This window comes from Tsukamurella sputi, assembly GCF_007858445.1.
GTDB lineage: Bacteria > Actinomycetota > Actinomycetes > Mycobacteriales > Mycobacteriaceae > Tsukamurella > Tsukamurella sputi.
Genome location: NZ_VIGV01000002.1, coordinates 635,463 through 656,239, shown reverse-complemented (window position 1 = coordinate 656,239; position 20,777 = coordinate 635,463). Strand labels below are relative to the sequence as shown.

Below are 20,777 nucleotides of genomic sequence, written 5' to 3'. Positions count from 1 at the left end.
CTCACGAGTCGACGGTTCGTCGACCAGGTGCAGACGGCCAGCGCGCTCTGTCGCCGCTGATCCGTCCCGTTCCCGCACGCCTTCTCCGCCCGCATCCGGGCCCCTATGTCTAAGGACACGACTATGTCCTCTGCCGTCACCCCTGCGCAGAAGCCCTCTCGAATCCCGCCCCTGCTGAAGAACTTCGGCTTCCAGATCATCGTCGGTCTCGTCGCCGGCGTGCTGCTGGGCCTGCTGGCCCGCAGCATGGCGCCGGCCGCCGACGGCAACGTCAACTGGCTGGTCGGCACCCTCAAGACGATCGGCTCCAGCTACGTCAAGCTGCTGACCGTCGCCGTGGTGCCGCTCGTGGTGACCGCGGTCATCGCGTCGATCGCCAACCTGCGCAACGTGACCAACGCGGCGCGCCTGGCCGGCAAGACGCTGCTGTGGTTCGCGATCACCGCCTTCATCTCGGTGATCATCGGCATCATCCTCGGCCTGGTGCTGCAGCCCGGGGCGCACACCACCGTGACGGGGGACGGCAAGGCGCCGTCGAGCACGGGGTCCTGGTGGGCCTTCCTGACCGGCCTGGTCCCGTCGAACTTCCTGGGCCTGCAGGCCAAGGCCTCCGACGGTTCCGTCTCGCTCAGCTTCAACGTGCTGCAGGTGCTCGTCGTGGCGGCCGCGATCGGCATCGCGGCGCTCAAGGTGGGCGACAAGGCCGAGCCCTTCATCACCTTCAACACCTCGCTGCTCGCCATCATCCAGAAGGTGCTGTGGTGGATCATCCGCCTCGCGCCGATCGGCACCGCCGCGCTCATCGGCACCGCCGTCGCGACCTACGGATGGGACGCCATCGGTTCCCTGGGCGTCTTCACGGGCGCGATCTACCTGGGCCTGCTGATCGTGGGGCTGGTGGTGTACCCGCTGATCATCAAGGCGCACGGCCTCTCGGTGAAGCAGTTCTTCAGCGGCGTCTGGCCGGCCGCGCAGCTCGGTTTCGTCTCCCGCAGCTCGATCGGCACCCTGCCCGTGACCGAGCGCGTCACCGAGCGGAACCTCGGCGTGCCGCGCGAGTACGCCTCCTTCGCCGTGCCGCTGGGCGCGACCACGAAGATGGACGGCTGCGCGGCGATCTACCCGGCGATCGCGGCGATCTTCGTGGCGCAGTTCTTCCACGTGCCGCTCGACTTCACCGACTATCTGCTCATCGTGATCGTCTCGGTGATCGGCTCCGCCGCGACGGCGGGCACCACCGGCGCCACCGTGATGCTGACGCTCACTCTGTCCACCCTCGGGTTGCCGCTCGCGGGCGTCGGGCTGCTGCTGGCCGTCGAGCCGATCGTCGACATGGGGCGCACCGCGCTCAACGTGACCGGCCAGGCGCTCGTCCCGACGATCGTCGCCAAGCAGGAGGGCATCCTCGACGAGGACGCCTACAACGCGCCCCGCAAGGACGTCTACGCGGACGAGTCCGCCGAGCCCGTCGCCGAGGTGACCGAGAGGGTTCCCGCTACAGCGTGAGCACCACCCGCCGGCCCGCGGTGTCCGCCCGCCAGATCTCGGCGACGGACTCCGCGGGCACGGCGGTGACATCGATCTCGATCCCCAGCTCGACCGCCGCGTCGAGGATCGCCGGGCGCGCTGCGGCGACCTCCGCCGCGGTGAACGCCCCGAAACCGCTGCCCAGCAGCCGGATGTCGGTCGAGCGCAGCAGCGCGCCGGGCAGCGCGATCTCCGCACCCGCCATCGTGCCGATCTGCACGAACTCGGCCGGACCCCGCTTCTCCAGCGCGGCCAGCGTCAGCTCCGCCGAGCGGCCCCACAGGTAGTCGATCACCACGTCGATCTTCTCGGCCCGCAGCGCCTCCGCGATCTCGGACTCCGGGGCGCCCAGGTCGACGGTCGCATCGGCGCCGACGGCGTCCAGTACGGCCGTGTTCCGCCCCGCCGCGATCACCCGCGCGCCCAGATGGCGGGCGACCGCCACGGCCGGCCGGCCCGAGCCGCCCGTCGCCCCGAGCACCAGCACGGTCTGTCCCGGCCGGACGCGGGTGCGGACCGTCATCGCCATCCACGACGACATCACCGCGTTCACCGCGGCGGCGGCCTGCAGGTCGTCGAGCGCGTCCGGGACGTCGACGAGCGCCGCTTCCGGGACGGACACCGTCTCCGCGCAGGTGCCGGGCGCGGAGACGTAGACGCGGCGGCCCTCCGCGGTGACGCCCACCCCGTCGACCCCGATGACGAAACCCGGGTCCGCGGGGGAGGCGTAGTGCCGTCCGTCCGCGACGCCGCGCGCGAGGTTGTGGAGCGCGACCGCGCGCATGGCGACGGTGACCAGGCCGGGGCCGGTTGCGGGTTCGGGGGCGTCCGCCCAGGTCGGCGCATCGGAGTAGGTGGCGAGTACTGCCTTCATGACATCTCCTTAACAACGTTAAATCGCTCTCGAGCTTAACATCGTTAAGGTGGAGGCGTGGGATTGAACCGGGCGGACGTGGTGACCGCGGCGCTGGCCGTGCTCGACGAGGTGGGCGTCGAGAGCCTGACGCTGCGCCGCATCGCCGACCGGCTCGAGGTGAAGGCGCCCGCGCTGTACTGGCACTTCGCCTCCAAGCGCGACCTGCTCGACGAGATGGCGACCGAGCTCATGCGGCGCGCGCTCCCCGTCGGCCCGGTCCCGGCGGACTGGCGCGCCGAACTGCTCGACGGTGCCCGCCGCCTGCGGACCGTCCTGCGCGCCCACACCGACGGCGCGCGGGTCTTCAGCGGCTCCAAGTTCACCGACGTCGCGGTGGTCCGGGCGAGCGAGCGGCCCCTGCGGCTGCTGGTCGACGCGGGATTCCCGCTGCGCGATGCGGCGCTCGCGATGTCGAGTCTGCGGGATCTGGTGGTCGGCTTCGTCATCGAGGAGCAGGAGGTCTTCGGGCCCGACGGTGCGCCCCTGCCGGGCTACGACCCGGATGCGCGGGCCGCGGCCGTCGGAGCGGCGGAGTACCCGCTCGCGGCCCAGGCGGGGCCGACCGCGTGGGGCCCGCCCGACGAGCGGTTCGACGACGCCGTGCGATTCCTTATCGACGGCCTCGCCGCGCGGTTACTCGGCTGAGGCCCACAGCGCGCGGAGCGCGGCGTTCACCGCGTCGGGGCGCTGCGTGTGCGGGTAGTACCCGGGGACGCGCAGGTGCCGGGCGTCGATCCGCGCCGCCACGGCGTCCGCGCAGGCCAGCAGGGGTTCGCCCGCGTAGCGCCGGTACTCCTCGGGGGCGTCGTCCCAGGTGCCGGTGATGACGAGCGCGGGCCACGGCGCGGCGGCCAGCGGCGCCAGCGGCGGATCCGCCTCCCACACCGGGCGCTCGCGCATCGACGTCCGGGCCGCGCGCAGGCGCTCCGGTGTGGGCGCAGGCATCGTCATCCCCATGCCCTCCGTCGACAGGCGCAGGAACTCGACCGGGTCGATCTCCGGAGGCGGCGGGGCGCCGGCCTCGCCGTCCCGGGCGAGTAGGGCGCGCACCGCGGGGTGGTCCGCGGCGGCCCGCAGCGCCGACGGCTGGATCAGCGCGAGCGAGCGGACGGCGTCCGGCCGTCGCGCCGCGGCGAGCATGGCGGCGAGCCCGCCGTTCGAGTGGCCGACGAGGTGCGCGCCGGCCGGCTGGTCGTCGAGGAGTGCGACGAGATCGTCTGCGTCGGTGTCGAAATCGCTGCGGTCCGTGTCGGGCGAGCGGCCGTAGCCGCGCCGGTCCATCAGGAGCAGGGGTCGGTCGTCGGCCAGCGGGCGCTGCGCGGCGAACCCGTAGGCATCGTCGTCGCCCCAGGTGAAGACGCCGTGCACGAACACCGCGGGCACCGCGTCCCGGCGACCGGGATCGGTGGGCTGCCAGGCGGTCACGTGGACGGGCTCGCGCATGACGCTCTCCCCGGGCCGTCAGTGCGATGGGACCGGCGCGAAGGGCGCCGGCGGACGGCCGTGCCAGAGGCGGCGCGAAGGCTCCTCCGGGTACGGCGCCGTCGTCGACGGGTCGTCCAGGAGGCGGGTGCTCCGGCGTTCGGCGTCGAAGCGGGGCCAGCCCGGATCGCCGGTGTGGCAGAACCGGACCCATGCGCCGAGCAACTCGTCCGACAACGCGCGCACAGCGGGCGCGGGATCGTCGCCGAAGAGCAGGCGTCCCGTCGGGCAGTCCGGCGTCCCGAAGGCGAGCGGGACATCGATGCTGTGGCAGGCGCCGTACACCTGGGTCTCCCAGCGGATCTCGAACAGGTACGTGGTGCCGCCGGCCTCCGCGTTCGCCTCCGCGAGCAGCACCGTCGGCATGCGGAAGGTGGCGTCGGAGGAGACGATCTCCATCATCTGTTCCGCGGTCGCGTCCGGGTACGCGGCGCGGTAGTCGTCGGGATCGCCGGGCGCGAAGGCCTCGAGCGCCCGGTTCGCCTGCTGCTCGGTGAAGGTGCCGCGCAGCCCCATCATGACGCTGAACAGGCGGAACTCGTCGCGCATGTGCCCGGCGAGCAGGTCGATGCCCGCGGCGCTCCCGTCGGCCAGCGCCTCCCACGGGGTCTGCGGCAGCAGATCCCCGTCGATGACGGGGCACACGACGATCCCCAGCTGGGAGAGGCGGCCCCACCGGTCGCGGTGCGCCGGCGCGTCCACGCAGAGCGCCGTCACCTCCTCGGCCAGGCGCTGTGGGGCGACCTCGGCGAAACCGTCCGCGGTCGGTGTCACGCCCAGGCGCTCCGCGAGCGCGGCGGTGACCTCCGACGCCAGTGTCGGGGTGATGTGCAGGCCGGGGACCGAGTGGGTGATGGCCCTGCGGAACAGCGAACGCGCGCGGGGGATCGCGAGCAGCGCGGCGACCGAGCCCGCGCCGCCGGACGTGCCGGCGATGGTGACCGTATCCGGGGCCCCACCGAACGCGGCGATGTTCCGGCGGATCCACTCGAGCGCGGCGATCTGGTCGAGCAGGCCCCGGTTCGACGGTGCGCCGTCGAGCAGTGCGAAGCCCTCCGCGCCCATCCGGCACTGAACGCTCACGACCACGAGCCCCTCGCTCGCGAGGGCGGTCGGGTCGAACATGGGATCCGCGGCCGTCCCGGCCATGTAGCCGCCGCAGCAGATCCACACCAGGACGGGCAGCCCGGATCGTCCCGGATCCGGCGTGCACACGTTGACGGTGAGCCAGTTCGCGTCGTCCGACGCCTCCGCCTGCGGTCCTGGCCCGGATTGCGGCGGCGGGGGACCGAAGTCGAGTGCCGGCAGCACGCCCTCCCAGCGGGTGACCGGCTCGGGAGCGGCGAAGCGGAGCGGCCCGACGGGCGGCTGCGCGTACGGGATCCCCCGGAAGGCGACGGTGTCACCGACGCGCCTGCCCTCGACGACGCCCTCCGTCGTCGTGACCCTCGGTCGATCCTGCATGTCGGCTCCCTTCGGCTGCAGCGCGTCTCTCACTCCGACGTTATCAGCCATATGTATTATTTCAAGTGTATTGGAATGACCGGGAGGAAGTGCCGTGCCGAAACAGGTCGATCACCAGGAGCGCCGCGAGGAGATCGCCCGTGCGCTGTGGCGGGTCGTGGACGCCTCGGGGGTGCAGAGGCTGAGTCTGCGCGAGGTGGCGAAGGAGGCGGGGATGTCGCACGGTCAGCTGCAGCACTACTTCGCCTCCCGGCAGCAGATGCTGGCCTTCGCCATGGACTTCGCAGCCGAGCGGACCGGAGCGCGCGTCGCGCGGGCGCTGGCGGATCTGGGGCCCGCTCCGCATCCGCGCGACGTCCTGCGGCTCACCCTCGTCGAGATGCTGCCGCTCCACGAGGATGCGCGTGTCACGAGCCGGATGAACGCCGCCTACGTCCTCGAGGCGCTGCACGACGAGAACGTGCGTGCTCGCACCGGGGAGGGGATGCGGCAGGGACGCGCCCAGGTCGAGGTGCTGATCCGGCAGGCGATCGCCGACGGTCGCATCGCGGCCGGCCGCGCACCGTCGATCGAGACGGACCGGGTGCTGGCGCTCACTGGCCTGACGCCCCTTCTCGAGCTGGGGGTGATCACCCCGGACGCGGCGCTCGCCGCCATCGACCGCCACCTCGACGACCTGTTCGTGAGCTGACCTCGTCGGGGTTGCCACCTGCTTCTTCGCGACGATTTCGCAGGTCGACGGTGCGGGCGTACACTTGCCCTTGCGCTCCGTCCGGATGGCGGAGTGACTACGCGTGTTCCCCAGCGCCCACGGCGTGCCGTACAGCGCGGTCTCCTTCCTCGAAGGAGTGCAGTGCGGCGGAACACCAGGACACCGCGCATCGCCTCTCGTCCGCCGACCAGCGGTAACGAGGGTCGTCGCGGCGTGTACAACTGCAACTACGAAAGAGGCATCATGGCAGTCGTTACCATGAAGCAGCTGCTGGACAGCGGCGCGCACTTCGGTCATCAGACCCGTCGGTGGAACCCGAAGATGAAGCGATTCATCTTCACCGACCGCAACGGCATCTACATCATCGATCTGCAGCAGACGCTGACCTACATCGACAAGGCCTACGAGTTCGTCAAGGAGACCGTCGCCCACGGTGGCACCGTCCTCTTCGTCGGTACCAAGAAGCAGGCCCAGGAGTCGATCGCCGAAGAGGCCACCCGTGTCGGCATGCCCTACGTGAACCAGCGCTGGCTGGGCGGCATGCTCACCAACTTCCAGACGGTCCACAAGCGTCTTCAGCGCATGAAGGAGCTGGAGACCATGGAGCAGACCGGTGGCTTCGAGGGTCGCACCAAGAAGGAAATCCTCATGCTCACGCGTGAGAAGAACAAGCTCGAGCGCACCCTCGGCGGCATCCGCGACATGGCCAAGGTCCCCTCGGCCATCTGGGTCGTGGACACCAACAAGGAGCACATCGCCGTGGGCGAGGCTCGCAAGCTGGGTATTCCGGTCATCGCGATCCTCGACACCAACTGCGATCCCGACCTCGTCGACTACCCGATCCCGGGTAACGACGACGCCATCCGCTCCGCTGCTCTGCTGACCAAGGTCGTGGCTTCGGCCGTGGCCGAGGGCGTGCAGGCCCGTGCGGGCGTCGCCACCGGCGATGCCAAGCCCGAGGCCGGCGCCGGCGAGCCCCTCGCCGAGTGGGAGCAGGAGCTTCTCGAGTCCGCCACCGTCGCCGCCGAGGCCCCCGCGGCCGAGGCCGCCGCTGCGACCGAGGCTCCGGCCACCGAGACCCCGGCCGCCGAGTAACTGCGTCCGGTCGCACTTCCCTTCAACGAACAGGAGCCGCATCCATGGCGAACTACACCGCCGCTGACGTCAAGCGTCTCCGCGACCTCACCGGGTCGGGGATGATGGACTGCAAGAACGCGCTCACCGAGACCGACGGCGATTTCGACAAGGCCGTCGAGGTGCTGCGCATCAAGGGCGCGAAGGACGTCGGCAAGCGTGCCGGTCGTTCCACCGCCGAGGGCCTCGTGGCCGCCAAGGACGGCGTGCTGATCGAGCTCAACTCCGAGACCGACTTCGTGGCGAAGAACGCGGAGTTCCAGGAGCTGGCCGATGCGATCGTCGCGGCCGCCGCCGCGTCGGACGCCGCCACCGTCGAGGCCGTGCTCGAGCTGCCGCTCGAGGGCGAGACCGTCGCGTCGCGCATCGAGGCCGCGTCGGCCAAGCTGGGCGAGAAGCTCGTGCTGCGCCGCATCGCGCGCTACGACGGCCCGACCGCCGTCTACCTGCACAAGCGCAGCTCGGACCTGCCGCCCGCCGTGGGCGTGCTGGTCTCGTTCTCGGGCGAGGGTGACGCCGCTGCCGAGGCCGCTCGCGGCGCCGGCATGCAGGTCGCCGCGCTCAAGGCGAAGTACGCCAGCCGGGACGAGGTTCCGGCCGACGTCATCGAGAACGAGCGTCGTATCGCCGAGGAGACCGCGCGCGCCGAGGGCAAGCCGGAGCAGGCGCTGCCGAAGATCGTCGAGGGCAAGACCGTGGCCTACTACAAGGACACCGTTCTGCCGGATCAGCCCTCGGTGACGGACAACAAGAAGTCCGTCCAGCAGGTGCTCGACGAGGCCGGTACGAAGGTCCTCGCCTTCACCCGCTTCGAGGTCGGCCAGGAGTAGTCCTCCGCCTCGCACACGGCTCGGGCCGGACAGTCCTCGTGACTGTCCGGCCCTCGTCGTTTCCGGCGTCGTGCGGATTTCTTCAAGCCCGGCCGGGGGTGGGCTGCGAGTCTTGAAGGCATGAACACGACACGCAAGGACACGAACATCTGGCCCGGACTGACCTACGACGACGCCCTCGCGGCCCGGGAATGGCTGCGGCGGCTCGGCTTCGAGGACGGCGTCCTGGTCGAGGGAGACCGCGACGGGGAGGTGATCCACTCCGAGATGCTCTGGCCCGACGGCGGCCGCGTGATGGTCCACAGCGCGTGCAAACAGGACAGCACCTTCTCCGCCGCCACGGGCAGCGGCAACCTCTACGTCGTCGTCACCGACCCCGATGCGGTGTTCGCCCGCGCCCAGGATCTGGGCGCCCGCCTGGTGCGGGAGATGCGCGAGGAGGACTATGGATCGCGGGGCTTCTCCATCGCCGACCCGGAGGGCAACACGTGGAGTTTCGGTACCTACGCGGGCTGAGCGCAGCCGGGCCGGCGTCGACGGGGTGCGCCCGCGCGTACGCCTACGACATCGCCGACCGGCGACCGGGCACGCACCTCGCCGTCCCGTCGCCGGTGCTCACGCTCATCGTCGACCTCGGGCACGGGCTGGACCTCACCGGACCGGGCCTGCCCGAGCGGACCACCTTCCGCACGTGCCTGTCCGGCATGCACCCCGCGCCCTACCTGGTGCACCACGACGGCCTGCAGCGCGGCGTCCAGGTCGACGTGCGCCCCAGCCTGGTGCGGGCTCTCACCGGCGCGCCCGCGGCCGAGCTGGGGGGAGAGGCCGTCGAACTCGACGCTTTGCACCCGGGGCTCGCCGCGGCACTCGCCGACGAGGTGGCGGCGGCCCCGCCGGACGCCCGCGCCGAGGCCGCCGCACGGGTACTGGCCCGGTTCGCTACCTCGGAACGGGAGGTCCAGCCGGACGCCGCGGCCGCGTGGGCCCTCCTGACGGCCCGCCGGGGCGACGTCACCGTCGCCGAGCTGACCGAACGCTCGGGGTGGTCCGCCCGGTACCTCGCGACGCGGTTCACCGCCGAGTTCGGCATGGGGATCAAGCAGGCGGCCCGGCTCATGCGCTTCGACGCCGCCCGTCGCGCGCTCGAGGCGGGTGCGCCCGCCGCGGAGGTCGCGGTGCGCGCCGGATACGCCGATCAGGCGCACCTGAGCCGCGACATGCGCGCTTTCCTCGGCCTGTCGCCGTCGGCGTACCTCGCTCGACGCAGGAGCGAGTTCACGCCTGTGTAGTCTCGCCGGGGTGTCCTGGATCCGTCGTGCGATCGCAATCGCCCTCGTCGCGTGCCTCGTGCTGGCGGTCGGGGCGTCGACGCGCATCGGCGGCGGCAGCGGCTACGTGCATTACCAGACCAACGCCACCAGTTACATCCCCGACCTGCCCGGTGGCGCCCAGTACGTCTCCATGGGCGACAGCTACGCCGCCTCGGGCTCGCGCGCCAAGATGCGGCCCATGGACCTCTGCGCCCGCAACGGCGACGATCTCGGTCACGTCCTGGCCCAGCGCCTGCAGCCCTACTCCTTCACGGACCGCGCGTGCTCGGGCGCCACGCTCGACGACCTGACGCAGCCCTCGCCGAAGCCGAACACCTCGCCGCAGCTGTACGGCGTGGGCCCCTTCACCCGGTTGGTGACGGTGATCATCGGGGCGAACTCCCTGGGTTTCGGCAACATCGTCGTGCACTGCTTCGGCGACCCCGACGACCGCTGCGGCGCGTCCGCCACCCAGGACCTGCCCGGCTCGCAGGGCTGGAACTTCGTGCGCGCCCAGTACGCCGCCACCGTCGACGCGATCAAGAAGGCGGCCGCGCCGGACGTGCGGATCGTCCTCGTCGGCTACCTCCCGCTCTTCCCGCTCGACGGTCCGCCCGACCGCGCCTGCCTGGACCGCGCGGGGGTGCCGGTGGAGAACGTCGAGCACTGGCGCACCTGGTACCGCAGCGTCGACCGCCTCATCCGCGAGGTGGCGGCGGACCGTCGGGTCATGTACGTCCAGCCGCCGATGGACCGCACCGCCTGCGAGAAGGATCCGTACGTCCGGATCGGCGGTTTCAAGCTCAAGGCACAGGAGCCGGAGGCCAACGGATTGCATCCGACGACCGCCGGACAGCGTGCATTGGGCAACCTGATCGAGGACCGGCTCCGAGGAACTGCGCCGCCCGCATAGGATGGTCGTCGTGACGGACACGGCCCAGGAACAGCAGACGGATCAGGACGCGACGGAGACACAGGTGCGGCGCGGTTACAAGCGCGTGCTGCTCAAGCTGGGCGGAGAGATGTTCGGCGGCGGGGAAGTGGGGCTCGACCCCGATGTGGTGACCACGGTGGCGCAGCAGATCGCCGAGGTCGCGCGGAGCGGCCACGAGATCGCCGTGGTCATCGGCGGCGGCAACTTCTTCCGCGGCGCCGAACTGCAGAACCGCGGCATGGACCGCGCCCGCTCGGACTACATGGGCATGCTCGGCACCGTCATGAACTGCCTCGCGCTGCAGGACTTCCTGCAGAAGGAGGGCGTGGACACCCGCGTGCAGACCGCCATCACCATGGGCCAGGTCGCCGAGCCCTACCTGCCGCTGCGCGCCAAGCGCCACCTCGAGAAGGGGCGCGTGGTGATCTTCGGCGCAGGCATGGGCATGCCCTACTTCTCCACCGACACCACCGCTGCGCAGCGCGCGCTCGAGATCGGCGCCGAGGTGGTGCTCATGGCGAAGGCGGTCGACGGTGTCTACGACAGCGATCCGCGGACCAACCCCGATGCGACGCTCTTCGACGAGATCACGCACCGCGCCGCCCTGGAGAAGGGCCTGAAGGTGGCCGACGCGACCGCCTTCAGCCTCTGCATGGACAACAAGATGCCGATGCTGGTGTTCAATCTCCTGGAGGAGGGCAACATCGCCCGCGCCGTCGCGGGCGACAAGATCGGCACCCTCGTCCGGCCCTGACGCCGGATCCGACCATTCATTTCACAGCAAAGGACGTGTGACCCAAGTGATCGACGAAACGCTCTTCGACGCCGAGGAGAAGATGGAGAAGGCCGTCTCGGTGGCCCGGGAGGACTTCCAGTCGATCCGCACCGGTCGCGCGAACCCGGCGATGTTCTCCAAGGTGGTCGTGGACTACTACGGCTCGCCCACCCCGATCACCCAGATCAGCTCGATCACCACGCCCGAGGCGCGGCTCGTGGTGATCAAGCCCTACGAGGCGAACCAGCTCGGCAACATCGAGACCGCGATCCGCAACTCCGACCTCGGCGTGAACCCGACCAACGACGGCCAGCTGATCCGCGTGGGCATCCCGCAGCTCACCGAGGAGCGCCGCAAGGATCTGGTCAAGCAGGTCAAGGGCAAGGGTGAGGACGCGAAGGTCTCCATCCGCAACGTGCGCCGCAAGGCCAACGATCAGCTGGCGAAGATCGTCAAGGACGGCGACGCCGGCGAGGACGACGTGGCCCGCGCCGAGAAGGAACTCGACAAGACGACGGCCAAGTACGTCGCCCAGATCGAGGACCTCGTGGCGCGCAAGGAAGCCGATCTGATGGAGGTCTAGCCGTGCCGGAAACCCCCGACTCGGTCGGCTCCGACGATCCCGCAGCGGGCACCCCCGAGGCAGGGCAGGAGTCCGGGAAGCGCAAGATCAGCGCCGGCCGCAATCTCCCGGCCGCGATCGGCGTCGGCGTGAGCCTCGGCGCGATGATCGTCGCGATCCTGTACTTCGCGCCGCACCTGTGGGTGCCGCTCGTGGCCGCGGCGGTCGCCGTCGCCACCTGGGAGGTGGTCAAGCGGTTCCGCGCCGCGGGCACGAACCTCGAGCTGTGGCCGATGCTGATCGGTGGGCAGGCCATCATCTGGCTGAGCTGGCCACTGGGACCGGAGGGGGTGCTGGCGGCCTTCGTCGCCACCGTGCTGGTCGCGACCGTCTGGCGACTGCTGGGGCATCAGAGCACCGCAGCGCCGAACTCGTTCACGCGCGACATCTCGACCACGGTCTTCGTGCTCGCCTGGATCCCGCTGTTCGCATCCTTCGGCGCGATGCTGGTGCTCCCGGACGACCGGGGACCGCAGCGCGTCGTAGCGCTGGTGCTGCTCGTGGTGTGCTCGGACGTGGGCGGCTACGCCGCGGGCGTGGTCTTCGGCAAGCACCCGATGGTGCCCGCGATCAGCCCGAAGAAGTCCTGGGAGGGCTTCGCCGGGTCGATGGTGGCCGGGGCGATCGGTGCGGTGCTGGTACTGAAGTTCCTGCTCGACGTGAACCCGGTCTGGGGCCTGCTGCTCGGCCCCGTCGTGGTGATCACCGCGACGCTGGGGGATCTGCTCGAATCGCAGGTCAAGCGCGACCTGGGGATCAAGGACATGGGCACTCTGCTGCCCGGCCACGGTGGCCTGATGGACCGCCTCGACTCGCTGCTGCCGAGCGCGGTCGTGGTGTGGGCGGCACTGACCGCGCTGATGGGCTCCTAGCTCCGCGCCGCGGTCAGCGGCGGCGGCGGACGGCCTCGCGCAGCGGCCGGGGCGCGACGCCCTCGCGCCGTCGGGCTTTCCGGCGGGTGACGATCACGCCCACCAGGGCGATCGCCCACAGCGGGTACTGCACCGTCCACGCCGCGCGGAAGCCCTCGAAGGTCAGGCCGGCTCCCGATCCCATCACCGCGCCCATCGCCTGGATCAGCACGAGGCTCGCGAGGAAGCCGCCGATGTTCACCATGCCCTGCGCCGTGCCCAGCACCCTGGTGGTGTTGAACGAGCGGGCGTAGTCGAAGCCGATCGCGGAGCTGGGCCCTCCGACGGAGATCACGAGCACCAGCAGCGTGAGCAGCCACACGGGCGAGGGCTCGTCACGGACCAGGACCGCCGTCCAGACCGCCGCGCTGCCGAGGATGATCCCGATCACCATCCATGAGCGGCGCAGCGGGAAGCGGCCGGTGAGGTAGCCGATCACCGGTCCCGAGGCGAGAGTCGCCGCGACACCGAAACTGACGATCGCGCCGGCCGTCGCGGACGAGAGGCCCTGGCCGAGCGTCAGGTACGGCACGCCCCACATGAGCATGAACGCCGTGACGGAGAACATCGCGCCCATGTGCGTGAAGAAGCCCAGCCGGGTGCCCGGGTGCATCCACGTGGAGCGGAGGATGCCGGGGATGTCGGCGGCGCGCACGGTGACGCGCGGCGCGACCCGGTCGGCCGGTGCGTCGCGCACCACCGCCAGCACCGCGACCGCGGCGATCAGGCCGAGACTCGACGCGGCGAGGTAGGCGGGCGTCCACCCCGAGGCGTGGAGGAGGGCGAGGAACGGTACGGCGGAGAGGATCTGTCCGAGCTGCCCCGTCATGCCGGTCAGCTGGGTCACCAGGGGGATCCGCCGGACGGGGAACCACGCGGGGACGAGGCGCAGCACCGAGACGAAGGTCAGGGCGTCGCCGACGCCGACCGCCACCCGGCCGGCGATCGCGACGGGCAGTGATCCGGTGAGTGCCAGCGTCATCTGTCCGAGGGCCATGACCAGCGCGCCCGTGAAGATCAGGCGCCGCGAGCCGAACCGGTCGAGCATGAGCCCGGCCGGGATCTGCATGCCCGCGTACACCACGAGCTGGAGCACGACGAACGCGGACAGCGTCGCGGGCGCCGCGCCGAACCGCTCGCCGGCCTCGGTCCCGGAGACGCCGAAGGACGTCCGCTGCAGTACGCCGACCACGTAGGCGAGAGTCGCGACCGACCAGACGACCCATGCACGCATGGGGTCCATCGTTTCATCGGCAGCGCGTCGCGTGCGCCGCGGGTGAGCGTCAGTCCTGGAGCTTCTTCGCCGCGCGGCGCAGCTGCAGGATCCGCAGTGCGCCCGCGAGGCCGACGAGCAGCGCGCCGCCGATCGCCGCGATCAGAAGCGAGACGCCCAGCGGCAGCGTCGCGGTCCAGAAGATCAGGTTGATCTCGGTGTTCTGCTGGTTCTGCACGATGAAGACCAGCAGGAGCAGCAGCACGACGGCGCCGCCCACGAGACCGGTCCACAGTGCAGCCGAGCGGGTGTGCTTGACCTGCTCGTAGGCGTCGCGGGTGTCCACCCGCCGCTTCGACGGGGCCGTCGCGCCGGTGCCGGGAGCGTCGTCGCCGTTCGCTGGGGCGGTCTGCTCGACGGGCAGGTTCGGCGCGTCGGAGGCGGTCGGGGAGGGAACTCCCGACGTCTCTTCGCTGTCGCGAACGCGGTCTTCGTCCTTGGGCATGGCGTCATCCTGCCACCTCGTGGCGGGGCGCGACACCCGGCGCGCGGTGGCTCGGATCACGCTGGTCGGCGAAGTGGCGCCGACGTGGGAGGATGGAGGAGTTATGAGCACCTCCCTGCCCCTGGTATTCGATGCACCCAAGCGCGGTAAGCCCCCGCGCCACCTCGCCGACCTCACCGATGACGAGCTCAAGACCGCGGTCAAGGACCTCGGCCTGCCGGCCTTCCGCGCGAACCAGCTCGCCCGGCACTACTACGGCCGCCTCGAGGCCGATGCCGCGACGATGACCGACCTGCCCGCCGGCGCGCGCGGCGCCGTCGGCGAGGCGCTGCTGCCCGAACTGATGACGCCCGTGCGGCACATCGCCACCGACAGCGGAACCACGCGCAAGACGCTCTGGCGCCTGCACGACGGCACGCTGCTGGAGTCGGTGCTCATGCGGTACACCGACCGGGCCACGCTGTGCATCTCCAGCCAGGCGGGCTGCGGCATGGCCTGCCCGTTCTGCGCGACCGGGCAGGGTGGTCTCGACCGCAACCTGTCGACCGCGGAGATCGTCGACCAGGTGCGCAGCGCGGCGAGAGCCATGCAGGACGGCGACGTCGCGGGCGGCCCGGGCCGACTGTCGAACGTCGTCTTCATGGGCATGGGGGAGCCGCTCGCCAACTACAAGCGGGTGGTGCAGGCGGTGCGCCGCATCACCTCACCCGCGCCGGAGGGGCTGGGCATCTCGCAGCGGCACGTCACCGTCAGCACGGTGGGCCTGGCGCCCGCCATCCGGAAGCTGGCCGACGAGGGACTGTCGGTCACGCTGGCCGTCTCGCTGCACACCCCCGACGACGAGCTTCGCGACACCCTCGTGCCGGTGAACAACCGGTGGAGCGTGCAGGAGGTGCTGGAGGCCGCGCGGTACTACGCGGACAGGACCGGCCGTCGGGTGTCCATCGAGTACGCGCTGATCCGCGACGTGAACGATCAGCCCTGGCGCGCCGACATGCTGGGGGACAAGCTGCGGAAGAAGCTCGGCCAGTTCGCGCACGTCAACCTGATCCCGCTGAACCCGACACCGGGCAGCGAATGGGACGCGTCGCCGAAGGACCGGCAGGACGAGTTCGTGCGCCGGGTGATCGCGCAGGGCGTGTCGTGCACCGTGCGCGACACCCGGGGCCAGGAGATCGCGGCGGCCTGCGGTCAGCTGGCCGCCGAGGAGAAGTAGCTCAGTACTTCCACTTGCGGCGGCGGGTGACCAGCCACTGGATCAGGATGATGCCCAGGATCGCCACGGCGAAGCCGACGAGGAAGATGTCCTCGGTCTTGCCCTGGTGGTTGCCGTGCGTCATGAGCAGCAGGAAACCGGCGAACAGCACACCGGCGACCCGTGCCGCGCCGGGTGCGTTACCGCTCCAGCCCCAGTCGCGCGACGGGACGTCGGCGACGTCGACCTTCGAAGTGCTCTGACGCTCCAGGTCGGTGGTTGCCACTCGAGTTCTCCTTCATCGCTTCCGCTGAGCACCGGGCCGGGGCCCGGGATACGGATGAATCCTATCCCGCTACGACCGTGCGTCGTACGAGGGGCGGGGATTCTCGGTACCGTGGCGCGGTGATCTTCCACCTCGCTCTGGTGTCCGACTGGGACACCGCCCGCGCCGCGGGCGAGTACGCGGTCTCGACGCGAGGGGCGACTCTCGCCGAGGTCGGCTTCGTGCACTGCTCGACCGCCGAGCAGTGGCGCGGCGTCCGGGAGCGGTTCTACGCCGACGTCCCCGTCGAGCAGCTCGTCCTGCTGACCGTCGATCCGACCGGCCTGGACGTGCGGTACGAGCCGCCCGCGCCTGGCGTCGAGGAGCTGTTCCCGCACATCTACGGCCCGATCCCCGTGACCGCCGTGGTCGGCGTCGAGGCCGTGTCGCCGGACTGATCCCGGCCCGGACTCGGGTCGAGAACCTGTCGGACCGACGATCCACCGTCACCACGGCGAGTGGAGGTGCCGATGTGGCTGAGCCGAGTTACTCGTTCCCCGACTACTGGGGCGAGGCCGATCCGGATGTGTTGCCGGATGGTGGGCACCGCTACGAGATCGTGGACTGACGCGCCCCGTCAGGCTCCTGTGTATTCGACGACGAACGTGCCCCAGCCGAGCGGTGCGATGCGGTGCGCGCCGTCGCCCGCGAGCGCGGCGAGCTCGTCGGCCGTCCGGAGGCCTCCGCCGTGCAGGCACAGATTCCGCAGGTCGTCCTCCGTCTCGTGATCGTCGGTGGTCGACGGGTCGAGCACGTTCCCCACGAAGGCCACGCGGCCGGCGCTGCCGCGCAACGACCGGACGAGGAGCTCGGCGTCGGCGTCCGGCAGCGTCTGCAGCAGGTCGATGGCCACGACCAGGTCGTAGCGCTGCGGCAGCGGGGCGAAGACGGTGCCGGGAGCGGCGGTCACGCGGTCGCGGCGCTCGGGCGCGACGACGGCGATCTCGCGTTCGACGGTGCTGGGCATGCCGACGATCGCGACGCTCACGTCCGGGAGCAGGCGGGCCAGGTTGTCGGCGTACACCCCGGCGCCGTCGCCGACGACCGCGACGGAACGCACCGCGAAGAAGTCGACCGCCTCGGGCAGGGCCGGCGCACGGTAGGTGGCCCACCGGCTGGCGGCGGAGTGCAGCTGCTCGGCGAGGTTCTCGTCGTCCGCCCGGACCCGGCGCACGTCGGAGCCCTCGAAGGGCGCCGCGGTGCCGGTCCGGACGGCGTCGACGAGGTGCACGAAGGACATGTCCAGGCGGGTTCGCGCCTGGTCGTGGTGAAGGCCGCCAGCGAGCGGTTCGTCGGGGTCGGTCAACAGCTCGCCGCGGCCGGTGAGGCGGTACCCGTTCTCGTCGAGCGCGACGAAGCCCATGAGAGCGAGGTGCCGGAGCAGCTTGCCGGTCGCGCGCGCGTCGGTGCCGCACGTCTCGGCGATCGCGTCGGGGGTGGCGGCGCCGTCGCCGATGGCGGCGAACAGGCCGAGCGTGACGGCGGCGCGCACCGCGAAGGGCGGGAGCAACTCGGTCATCTCGTGGATCTCGGTCAGGATGTTCTCGTCCTGGCTGGTATCGACGAGCTCGGAGTCGCCCTCGACGGTCGCGACCTCGCGGTGTCGCCAGTAGCCGGTGATCTCGACGCGGTTCTTGTCGAGGCCCTTCTCGTTCTTCGCCCACTGGCGCAACGGCTTGATCGCCAGTGTCTCGCCCGCGACCCAGAGGAAGGGGCGCTCGCCGCGCCAGGCGACCTCCCGTACCGCCTCGACGAGCCGCGAGGCACCGTCGGCCTCCGAGCGGTACAGCCAGACGATGTCGACGTCGCCCTCGGTCGTGAGCTCCTGGCGATGGCCCGGCTCGGCGACCTCGATCACCGCGGTCGCCGCGAAGCCGGCGGGCAGCATCTCCACGGCGCGGCCGATCGCGGGCAGCGCCGTCTCGTCGCCCGCCAGCAGCAGCCAGTCGGTGTCGCGGGGGAGCGCCGCCGAGTGCTTGGGGCCGGCGATGAGCACCTTCGAGCCCACCTCGACGCGGCGCGCCCAGGTGGCCGCGAGGCCCGTGCCGTGCAGCACGAAGTCGAGCGTCATCTCACCGGCCTCGGCGTCGAACTCGCGCACGGTGTAGGTGCGCGCGTGCTCGAACGAGCCCTCCGTCCAGTCCACCCGACCCTGGTCGGTGTTCCTGGGCACCTCGAACGGGAAGTCGCCGGTGCGCAAGTCGGGCAGGAGGACCTTGACGTCGTCGTCGAAGCCCGTGCTGCGCACGGCCGGCAACCGCACCCCGTCGCGGACGTGCGGGCCGATGGCATCGCCGCCCACCACGATCCGTCGCATCCCCGGGGTCACGTCGGACACCCGCAGAACGTCGAATTCGCGCAGGCAGATCGGGAAGACCGCGCCGTCGCGGAGTGTGCTGGCCATCGTGGACGTCCCTTTCGCCGGTTCGTGCAAGGCTAGCCTGCCCTGCGGAACCGGCGCGGCAGCGGACCGTCGGGCCGGTGTGCCCGGCGATAGGCTGACGCAGTGACCACCCGCGTCCTCATCCTCGGCAGCACCGGCTCCATCGGCACTCAGGCCCTGGAGGTGATCGCCGAGAACCCCGACAGGTTCGAGGTGGTCGGCCTCGGCGCCGGCGGGGGCAATCCCGAGCTCCTCGCCCGGCAGGCCCGTGCCACCGGCGTCGACGGTGCCCGCATCGGCATCGCGGATCCGTCCTGGGCCGCGGGTTTCGACGGCGCGCTCACCGGCCCCGACGCGATGACGCGCCTCGTCGAGACCGTCGAGGCGGACGTGGTGCTCAACGGCGTCGTGGGCAGCCTCGGCCTCGGCCCGACGCTCGCCGCCCTGGACAGCGGCGCCCGGCTGGCCCTGGCGAACAAGGAGTCCCTGGTCGCGGGCGGTTCGCTGGTACTGGCCCGCGCGGCGGAGGGGCAGATCGTGCCCGTCGATTCCGAGCACTCCGCGATCGCCCAGTGCCTGCGCGGCGGCACCGCTGCCGAGGTGGACCGGCTCGTCCTCACCGCGTCGGGCGGCCCCTTCTTCGGGCGCACGCGTGCCGAGCTGGCCGATGTCACCCCCGAGCAGGCCGGCAAGCACCCGACCTGGTCCATGGGGCCGATGATCACGCTGAACTCCGCGACGCTCGTGAACAAGGCGCTCGAGGTGATCGAGGCGCACCTGTTGTTCGGTGTGCCCTACGACCGCATCGACGTGACCGTGCACCGGCAGTCGGTCGTGCACTCGATGGTCACCTTCGTCGACGGGGCGACCATCGCGAAGGCCTCGCCGCCGTCGATGAAGCTGCCGATCGCGCTGGCCCTCGGCTGGCCGGATCGCGTCCCGGGAGCCTCGGCGGCGTGCGACTTCACGCAGGCGCACACGTGGACCTTCGCGCCCGTCGACGACGAGGCGTTCCCCGCGATCGCCGTCGCCCGCGACGCCGGCACCCGCGGGGGCAGCCTGACCGCCGTCTTCAACGCGGCCAACGAGGTCGTCGCGCAGGCCTTCCTCGACGGACGGACCTCCTTCCTCGCCATCGTCGACACCGTTGCGCAGGTCGTCTCCGACGGTGCGCAGTGGCAGGCGCAGCCGCGCGACGTCGCGGACGTGCTCGCCGCGGAGGCGTGGGCCCGCCGGCGGGCGTCCGAGCTGGTGGGGCTGGTCTGATCGGCCCGGTATTCTGGAACTCATGATGTACGCACTGGGTATCGCGGCGTTCGCGCTGTGCATCCTCGCGTCGATCGCGTGGCACGAGTGCGGGCACATGTGGGCGGCGCAGGCCACCGGGATGAAGGTCCGGCGCTACTTCGTCGGCTTCGGGCCCACTGTGTGGTCGACCCGGGGGAAGAAGGGGCCCGAGGGAGACGACGGGATCGAATACGGCGTCAAGGCCCTGCCGCTGGGCGGCTTCTGCGACATCGCCGGTATGACCTTGCTCGACGAGCTGAAGACGCCCGTCGAGCAGGAGAAGGCGATGTACAAGCAGGCCGCGTGGAAGCGGCTGTTCGTGCTGTTCGCGGGCCCGGGGATGAACTTCATCCTCGGTGCGTTGCTGATCTACGGCGTCGCCGTGACGGCCGGGCTGCCCGCGATCGACACGCCGCCGCGGGCCGCGGTCGCCGCGACCGGCTGCGTCGCGGACGCCACCACCAAGCCCACCAAGGAGCAGCCGAGCCGCCCGGTGGGTGAGTGTCGTCCGAGCCCCGCCGCGCAGGCGGGCCTGCAGCGCGGCGACGTGATCGCCTCGGTCAACGGCACCGCGGTCGACGCCGATACCGTCTTCAACGCCCTGCAATCCTCGACGGGGGCCATCACGCTCGGCATCGAGCGCGACGGGCAGCAGCGCACCGTGGTCATCGACCCGGTGACCAGTAAGAAGTGGCGGCCCTCCGCCGACGGGAAGGACCTCGTCGAGGTCTCCGGTCCCACCATCGGCATCAGCGTCGGCACGCTCGGCGTGGTCGACCACTACAACCCGATCACCGCCGTCGGCGGCACCGCGGCGTTCACGATGGACCTGGGTCACAAGACGATCGTCGCGATCGGTCAGCTACCGCAGAAGATCCCCGCCCTGATCGGCGCGATCAAGGGCGAGGAGCGCGGACTCGACACCCCGCAGTCGCTGGTCGGCGCGTCGATGATCGGCGGCGAGGTCGCCGAGCGTGACATGTGGAGCGTCTTCTTCCTGCTCCTCGCCGGCCTCAACCTCATGCTCGGCCTGATCAACCTGCTGCCGGTGCCGCCCTTCGACGGTGGCCACATGGCGGTCGTGATCTTCGAGAAGCTGCGCGACCTGGTCACCGGGCGCAAGGGCGGCCCCGTCGACTACATGAAACTCGCGCCGCTCACGTACGTGGTGCTGGCGCTGGCGGGCGGGTACATGCTGCTCGTCCTCACCGCCGACATCGTCAATCCGATCAAGCTCTTCAACTGAAACCGG

The 20,777-nt window shown here is 71.1% G+C and carries 22 protein-coding genes; 15 read left to right on the top strand and 7 right to left on the bottom strand.

Annotation, left to right across the window (positions count from 1 at the left end; genetic code table 11):
• Nucleotides 1-123: 123 nt before the first annotated feature.
• Entirely contained in the window at nt 124-1,506 is a 1,383-nt protein-coding gene (locus tag FK268_RS08350) for a dicarboxylate/amino acid:cation symporter (protein WP_146433005.1), read from the top strand.
• On the opposite strand, the gene FK268_RS08345 is transcribed toward FK268_RS08350, so the two are convergent.
• Nucleotides 1,496-2,401: a zinc-binding dehydrogenase gene (locus tag FK268_RS08345; protein ID WP_146433003.1), complete on the bottom strand. Its 906-nt coding sequence runs from the start codon at nt 2,399-2,401 to the stop codon at nt 1,496-1,498. The two genes, FK268_RS08350 and FK268_RS08345, sit on opposite strands and share 11 nt — an antisense overlap.
• Before the next feature lie 57 nt (nt 2,402-2,458).
• Between FK268_RS08345 and FK268_RS08340 the strand changes: the two genes are divergently transcribed.
• On the top strand, nt 2,459-3,088 hold the full coding sequence (locus FK268_RS08340; protein WP_146433001.1) for a TetR/AcrR family transcriptional regulator C-terminal domain-containing protein: 630 nt from the start codon (nt 2,459-2,461) through the stop codon (nt 3,086-3,088).
• Here the strand turns inward: FK268_RS08340 and FK268_RS08335 are convergent.
• Together FK268_RS08335 and FK268_RS08330 are read right to left on the bottom strand one after the other, a co-directional pair.
• The gene (locus FK268_RS08335; protein ID WP_146432999.1) at nt 3,077-3,886 is read right to left on the bottom strand and encodes an alpha/beta fold hydrolase; all 810 of its coding nucleotides are present in this window, start codon (nt 3,884-3,886) and stop codon (nt 3,077-3,079) included. The genes FK268_RS08340 and FK268_RS08335 overlap by 12 nt on opposite strands.
• Nucleotides 3,887-3,904: 18 nt before the next feature.
• Nucleotides 3,905-5,389: a carboxylesterase/lipase family protein gene (locus FK268_RS08330; protein WP_146432997.1), complete on the bottom strand. Its 1,485-nt coding sequence runs from the start codon at nt 5,387-5,389 to the stop codon at nt 3,905-3,907.
• Between the two features lie 94 nt (nt 5,390-5,483).
• Between FK268_RS08330 and FK268_RS08325 the strand changes: the two genes are divergently transcribed.
• The 9 genes from FK268_RS08325 to FK268_RS08285 all read left to right on the top strand — a co-directional run bounded on the left by FK268_RS08325 (nt 5,484) and on the right by FK268_RS08285 (nt 12,578).
• Entirely contained in the window at nt 5,484-6,080 is a 597-nt protein-coding gene (locus FK268_RS08325; RefSeq protein ID WP_146432995.1) for a TetR/AcrR family transcriptional regulator, read from the top strand.
• A gap of 264 nt (nt 6,081-6,344) precedes the next feature.
• The gene (gene rpsB, locus FK268_RS08320) at nt 6,345-7,196 is read left to right on the top strand and encodes a 30S ribosomal protein S2 (protein WP_146432993.1); all 852 of its coding nucleotides are present in this window, start codon (nt 6,345-6,347) and stop codon (nt 7,194-7,196) included.
• A 44-nt stretch (nt 7,197-7,240) separates the two neighbouring features.
• Nucleotides 7,241-8,065 carry a translation elongation factor Ts gene (tsf, locus tag FK268_RS08315; RefSeq protein ID WP_146432991.1) on the top strand — a complete coding sequence of 275 codons (825 nt, stop codon included), beginning with the start codon at nt 7,241-7,243 and terminating at the stop codon, nt 8,063-8,065.
• A 120-nt stretch (nt 8,066-8,185) separates the two neighbouring features.
• Nucleotides 8,186-8,581: a VOC family protein gene (locus FK268_RS08310; protein ID WP_146432989.1), complete on the top strand. Its 396-nt coding sequence runs from the start codon at nt 8,186-8,188 to the stop codon at nt 8,579-8,581.
• Nucleotides 8,554-9,354 (top strand): AraC family transcriptional regulator, encoded by an 801-nt coding sequence (locus tag FK268_RS08305; protein ID WP_146432987.1) that lies wholly within the window; start codon nt 8,554-8,556, stop codon nt 9,352-9,354. The genes FK268_RS08310 and FK268_RS08305 overlap by 28 nt, the downstream gene beginning before the upstream one ends.
• A 10-nt stretch (nt 9,355-9,364) precedes the next feature.
• Nucleotides 9,365-10,288 carry an SGNH/GDSL hydrolase family protein gene (locus FK268_RS08300; protein WP_146432985.1) on the top strand — a complete coding sequence of 308 codons (924 nt, stop codon included), beginning with the start codon at nt 9,365-9,367 and terminating at the stop codon, nt 10,286-10,288.
• A 1-nt stretch (nt 10,289) separates the two neighbouring features.
• On the top strand, nt 10,290-11,063 hold the full coding sequence (pyrH, locus tag FK268_RS08295; protein WP_146432983.1) for a UMP kinase: 774 nt from the start codon (nt 10,290-10,292) through the stop codon (nt 11,061-11,063).
• 46 nt (nt 11,064-11,109) lie between these two features.
• On the top strand, nt 11,110-11,667 hold the full coding sequence (gene frr, locus FK268_RS08290) for a ribosome recycling factor (protein ID WP_146433477.1): 558 nt from the start codon (nt 11,110-11,112) through the stop codon (nt 11,665-11,667).
• Between the two features lie 2 nt (nt 11,668-11,669).
• Nucleotides 11,670-12,578, top strand: coding sequence for a phosphatidate cytidylyltransferase (locus tag FK268_RS08285; protein WP_438695972.1), 909 nt, complete (start codon nt 11,670-11,672; stop codon nt 12,576-12,578).
• A 13-nt stretch (nt 12,579-12,591) separates the two neighbouring features.
• Here the strand turns inward: FK268_RS08285 and FK268_RS08280 are convergent, their stop codons facing one another.
• Together FK268_RS08280 and FK268_RS08275 are read right to left on the bottom strand one after the other, a co-directional pair.
• The gene (locus FK268_RS08280) at nt 12,592-13,851 is read right to left on the bottom strand and encodes an MFS transporter (protein WP_146432981.1); all 1,260 of its coding nucleotides are present in this window, start codon (nt 13,849-13,851) and stop codon (nt 12,592-12,594) included.
• 49 nt (nt 13,852-13,900) lie between these two features.
• Complete coding sequence (locus FK268_RS08275) at nt 13,901-14,335, bottom strand: LapA family protein (RefSeq protein ID WP_146432979.1); 435 nt, start codon at nt 14,333-14,335, stop codon at nt 13,901-13,903.
• Nucleotides 14,336-14,438: 103 nt separating this feature from the next.
• On the opposite strand from FK268_RS08275, the gene rlmN reads away from it, so the two are divergent.
• Nucleotides 14,439-15,551 (top strand): dual-specificity RNA methyltransferase RlmN, encoded by a 1,113-nt coding sequence (gene rlmN / locus FK268_RS08270; RefSeq protein WP_146432977.1) that lies wholly within the window; start codon nt 14,439-14,441, stop codon nt 15,549-15,551.
• Nucleotide 15,552: 1 nt separating this feature from the next.
• Here rlmN and FK268_RS08265 read toward each other — a convergent pair whose 3' ends face one another.
• Nucleotides 15,553-15,816, bottom strand: coding sequence for a DUF2631 domain-containing protein (locus FK268_RS08265; RefSeq protein ID WP_146432975.1), 264 nt, complete (start codon nt 15,814-15,816; stop codon nt 15,553-15,555).
• Between the two features lie 119 nt (nt 15,817-15,935).
• Here FK268_RS08265 and FK268_RS08260 point away from each other — a divergent pair, with 119 nt between their 5' ends.
• A complete protein-coding gene (locus FK268_RS08260; RefSeq protein ID WP_146432973.1) occupies nt 15,936-16,253 on the top strand; it encodes a DUF952 domain-containing protein in 318 nt (105 codons plus the stop codon).
• Nucleotides 16,254-16,432: 179 nt separating this feature from the next.
• Here the strand turns inward: FK268_RS08260 and FK268_RS08255 are convergent, their stop codons facing one another.
• Nucleotides 16,433-18,259: a siderophore-interacting protein gene (locus FK268_RS08255; RefSeq protein ID WP_146432971.1), complete on the bottom strand. Its 1,827-nt coding sequence runs from the start codon at nt 18,257-18,259 to the stop codon at nt 16,433-16,435.
• A gap of 102 nt (nt 18,260-18,361) precedes the next feature.
• Here FK268_RS08255 and dxr point away from each other — a divergent pair, with 102 nt between their 5' ends.
• Both dxr and FK268_RS08245 read left to right on the top strand, forming a co-directional pair.
• Nucleotides 18,362-19,504: a 1-deoxy-D-xylulose-5-phosphate reductoisomerase gene (gene dxr / locus FK268_RS08250; RefSeq protein ID WP_146432969.1), complete on the top strand. Its 1,143-nt coding sequence runs from the start codon at nt 18,362-18,364 to the stop codon at nt 19,502-19,504.
• Between the two features lie 22 nt (nt 19,505-19,526).
• The gene (locus FK268_RS08245) at nt 19,527-20,771 is read left to right on the top strand and encodes a M50 family metallopeptidase (RefSeq protein WP_146432967.1); all 1,245 of its coding nucleotides are present in this window, start codon (nt 19,527-19,529) and stop codon (nt 20,769-20,771) included.
• Nucleotides 20,772-20,777 lie beyond the last annotated feature (6 nt).

Coding starts and splice junctions, on each gene's coding strand:
- FK268_RS08350 (WP_146433005.1), top strand. CDS start 124: ATGTCCTCTGCCGTCACCCCTGCGCAGAAGCCCTCTCGAATCCCGCCC.
- FK268_RS08345 (WP_146433003.1), bottom strand. CDS start 2,401: ATGAAGGCAGTACTCGCCACCTACTCCGATGCGCCGACCTGGGCGGAC.
- FK268_RS08335 (WP_146432999.1), bottom strand. CDS start 3,886: ATGCGCGAGCCCGTCCACGTGACCGCCTGGCAGCCCACCGATCCCGGT.
- FK268_RS08330 (WP_146432997.1), bottom strand. CDS start 5,389: ATGCAGGATCGACCGAGGGTCACGACGACGGAGGGCGTCGTCGAGGGC.
- rpsB (WP_146432993.1), top strand. CDS start 6,345: ATGGCAGTCGTTACCATGAAGCAGCTGCTGGACAGCGGCGCGCACTTC.
- tsf (WP_146432991.1), top strand. CDS start 7,241: ATGGCGAACTACACCGCCGCTGACGTCAAGCGTCTCCGCGACCTCACC.
- FK268_RS08310 (WP_146432989.1), top strand. CDS start 8,186: ATGAACACGACACGCAAGGACACGAACATCTGGCCCGGACTGACCTAC.
- pyrH (WP_146432983.1), top strand. CDS start 10,290: ATGGTCGTCGTGACGGACACGGCCCAGGAACAGCAGACGGATCAGGAC.
- FK268_RS08280 (WP_146432981.1), bottom strand. CDS start 13,851: ATGCGTGCATGGGTCGTCTGGTCGGTCGCGACTCTCGCCTACGTGGTC.
- FK268_RS08275 (WP_146432979.1), bottom strand. CDS start 14,335: ATGCCCAAGGACGAAGACCGCGTTCGCGACAGCGAAGAGACGTCGGGA.
- rlmN (WP_146432977.1), top strand. CDS start 14,439: ATGAGCACCTCCCTGCCCCTGGTATTCGATGCACCCAAGCGCGGTAAG.
- FK268_RS08255 (WP_146432971.1), bottom strand. CDS start 18,259: ATGGCCAGCACACTCCGCGACGGCGCGGTCTTCCCGATCTGCCTGCGC.
- FK268_RS08245 (WP_146432967.1), top strand. CDS start 19,527: ATGATGTACGCACTGGGTATCGCGGCGTTCGCGCTGTGCATCCTCGCG.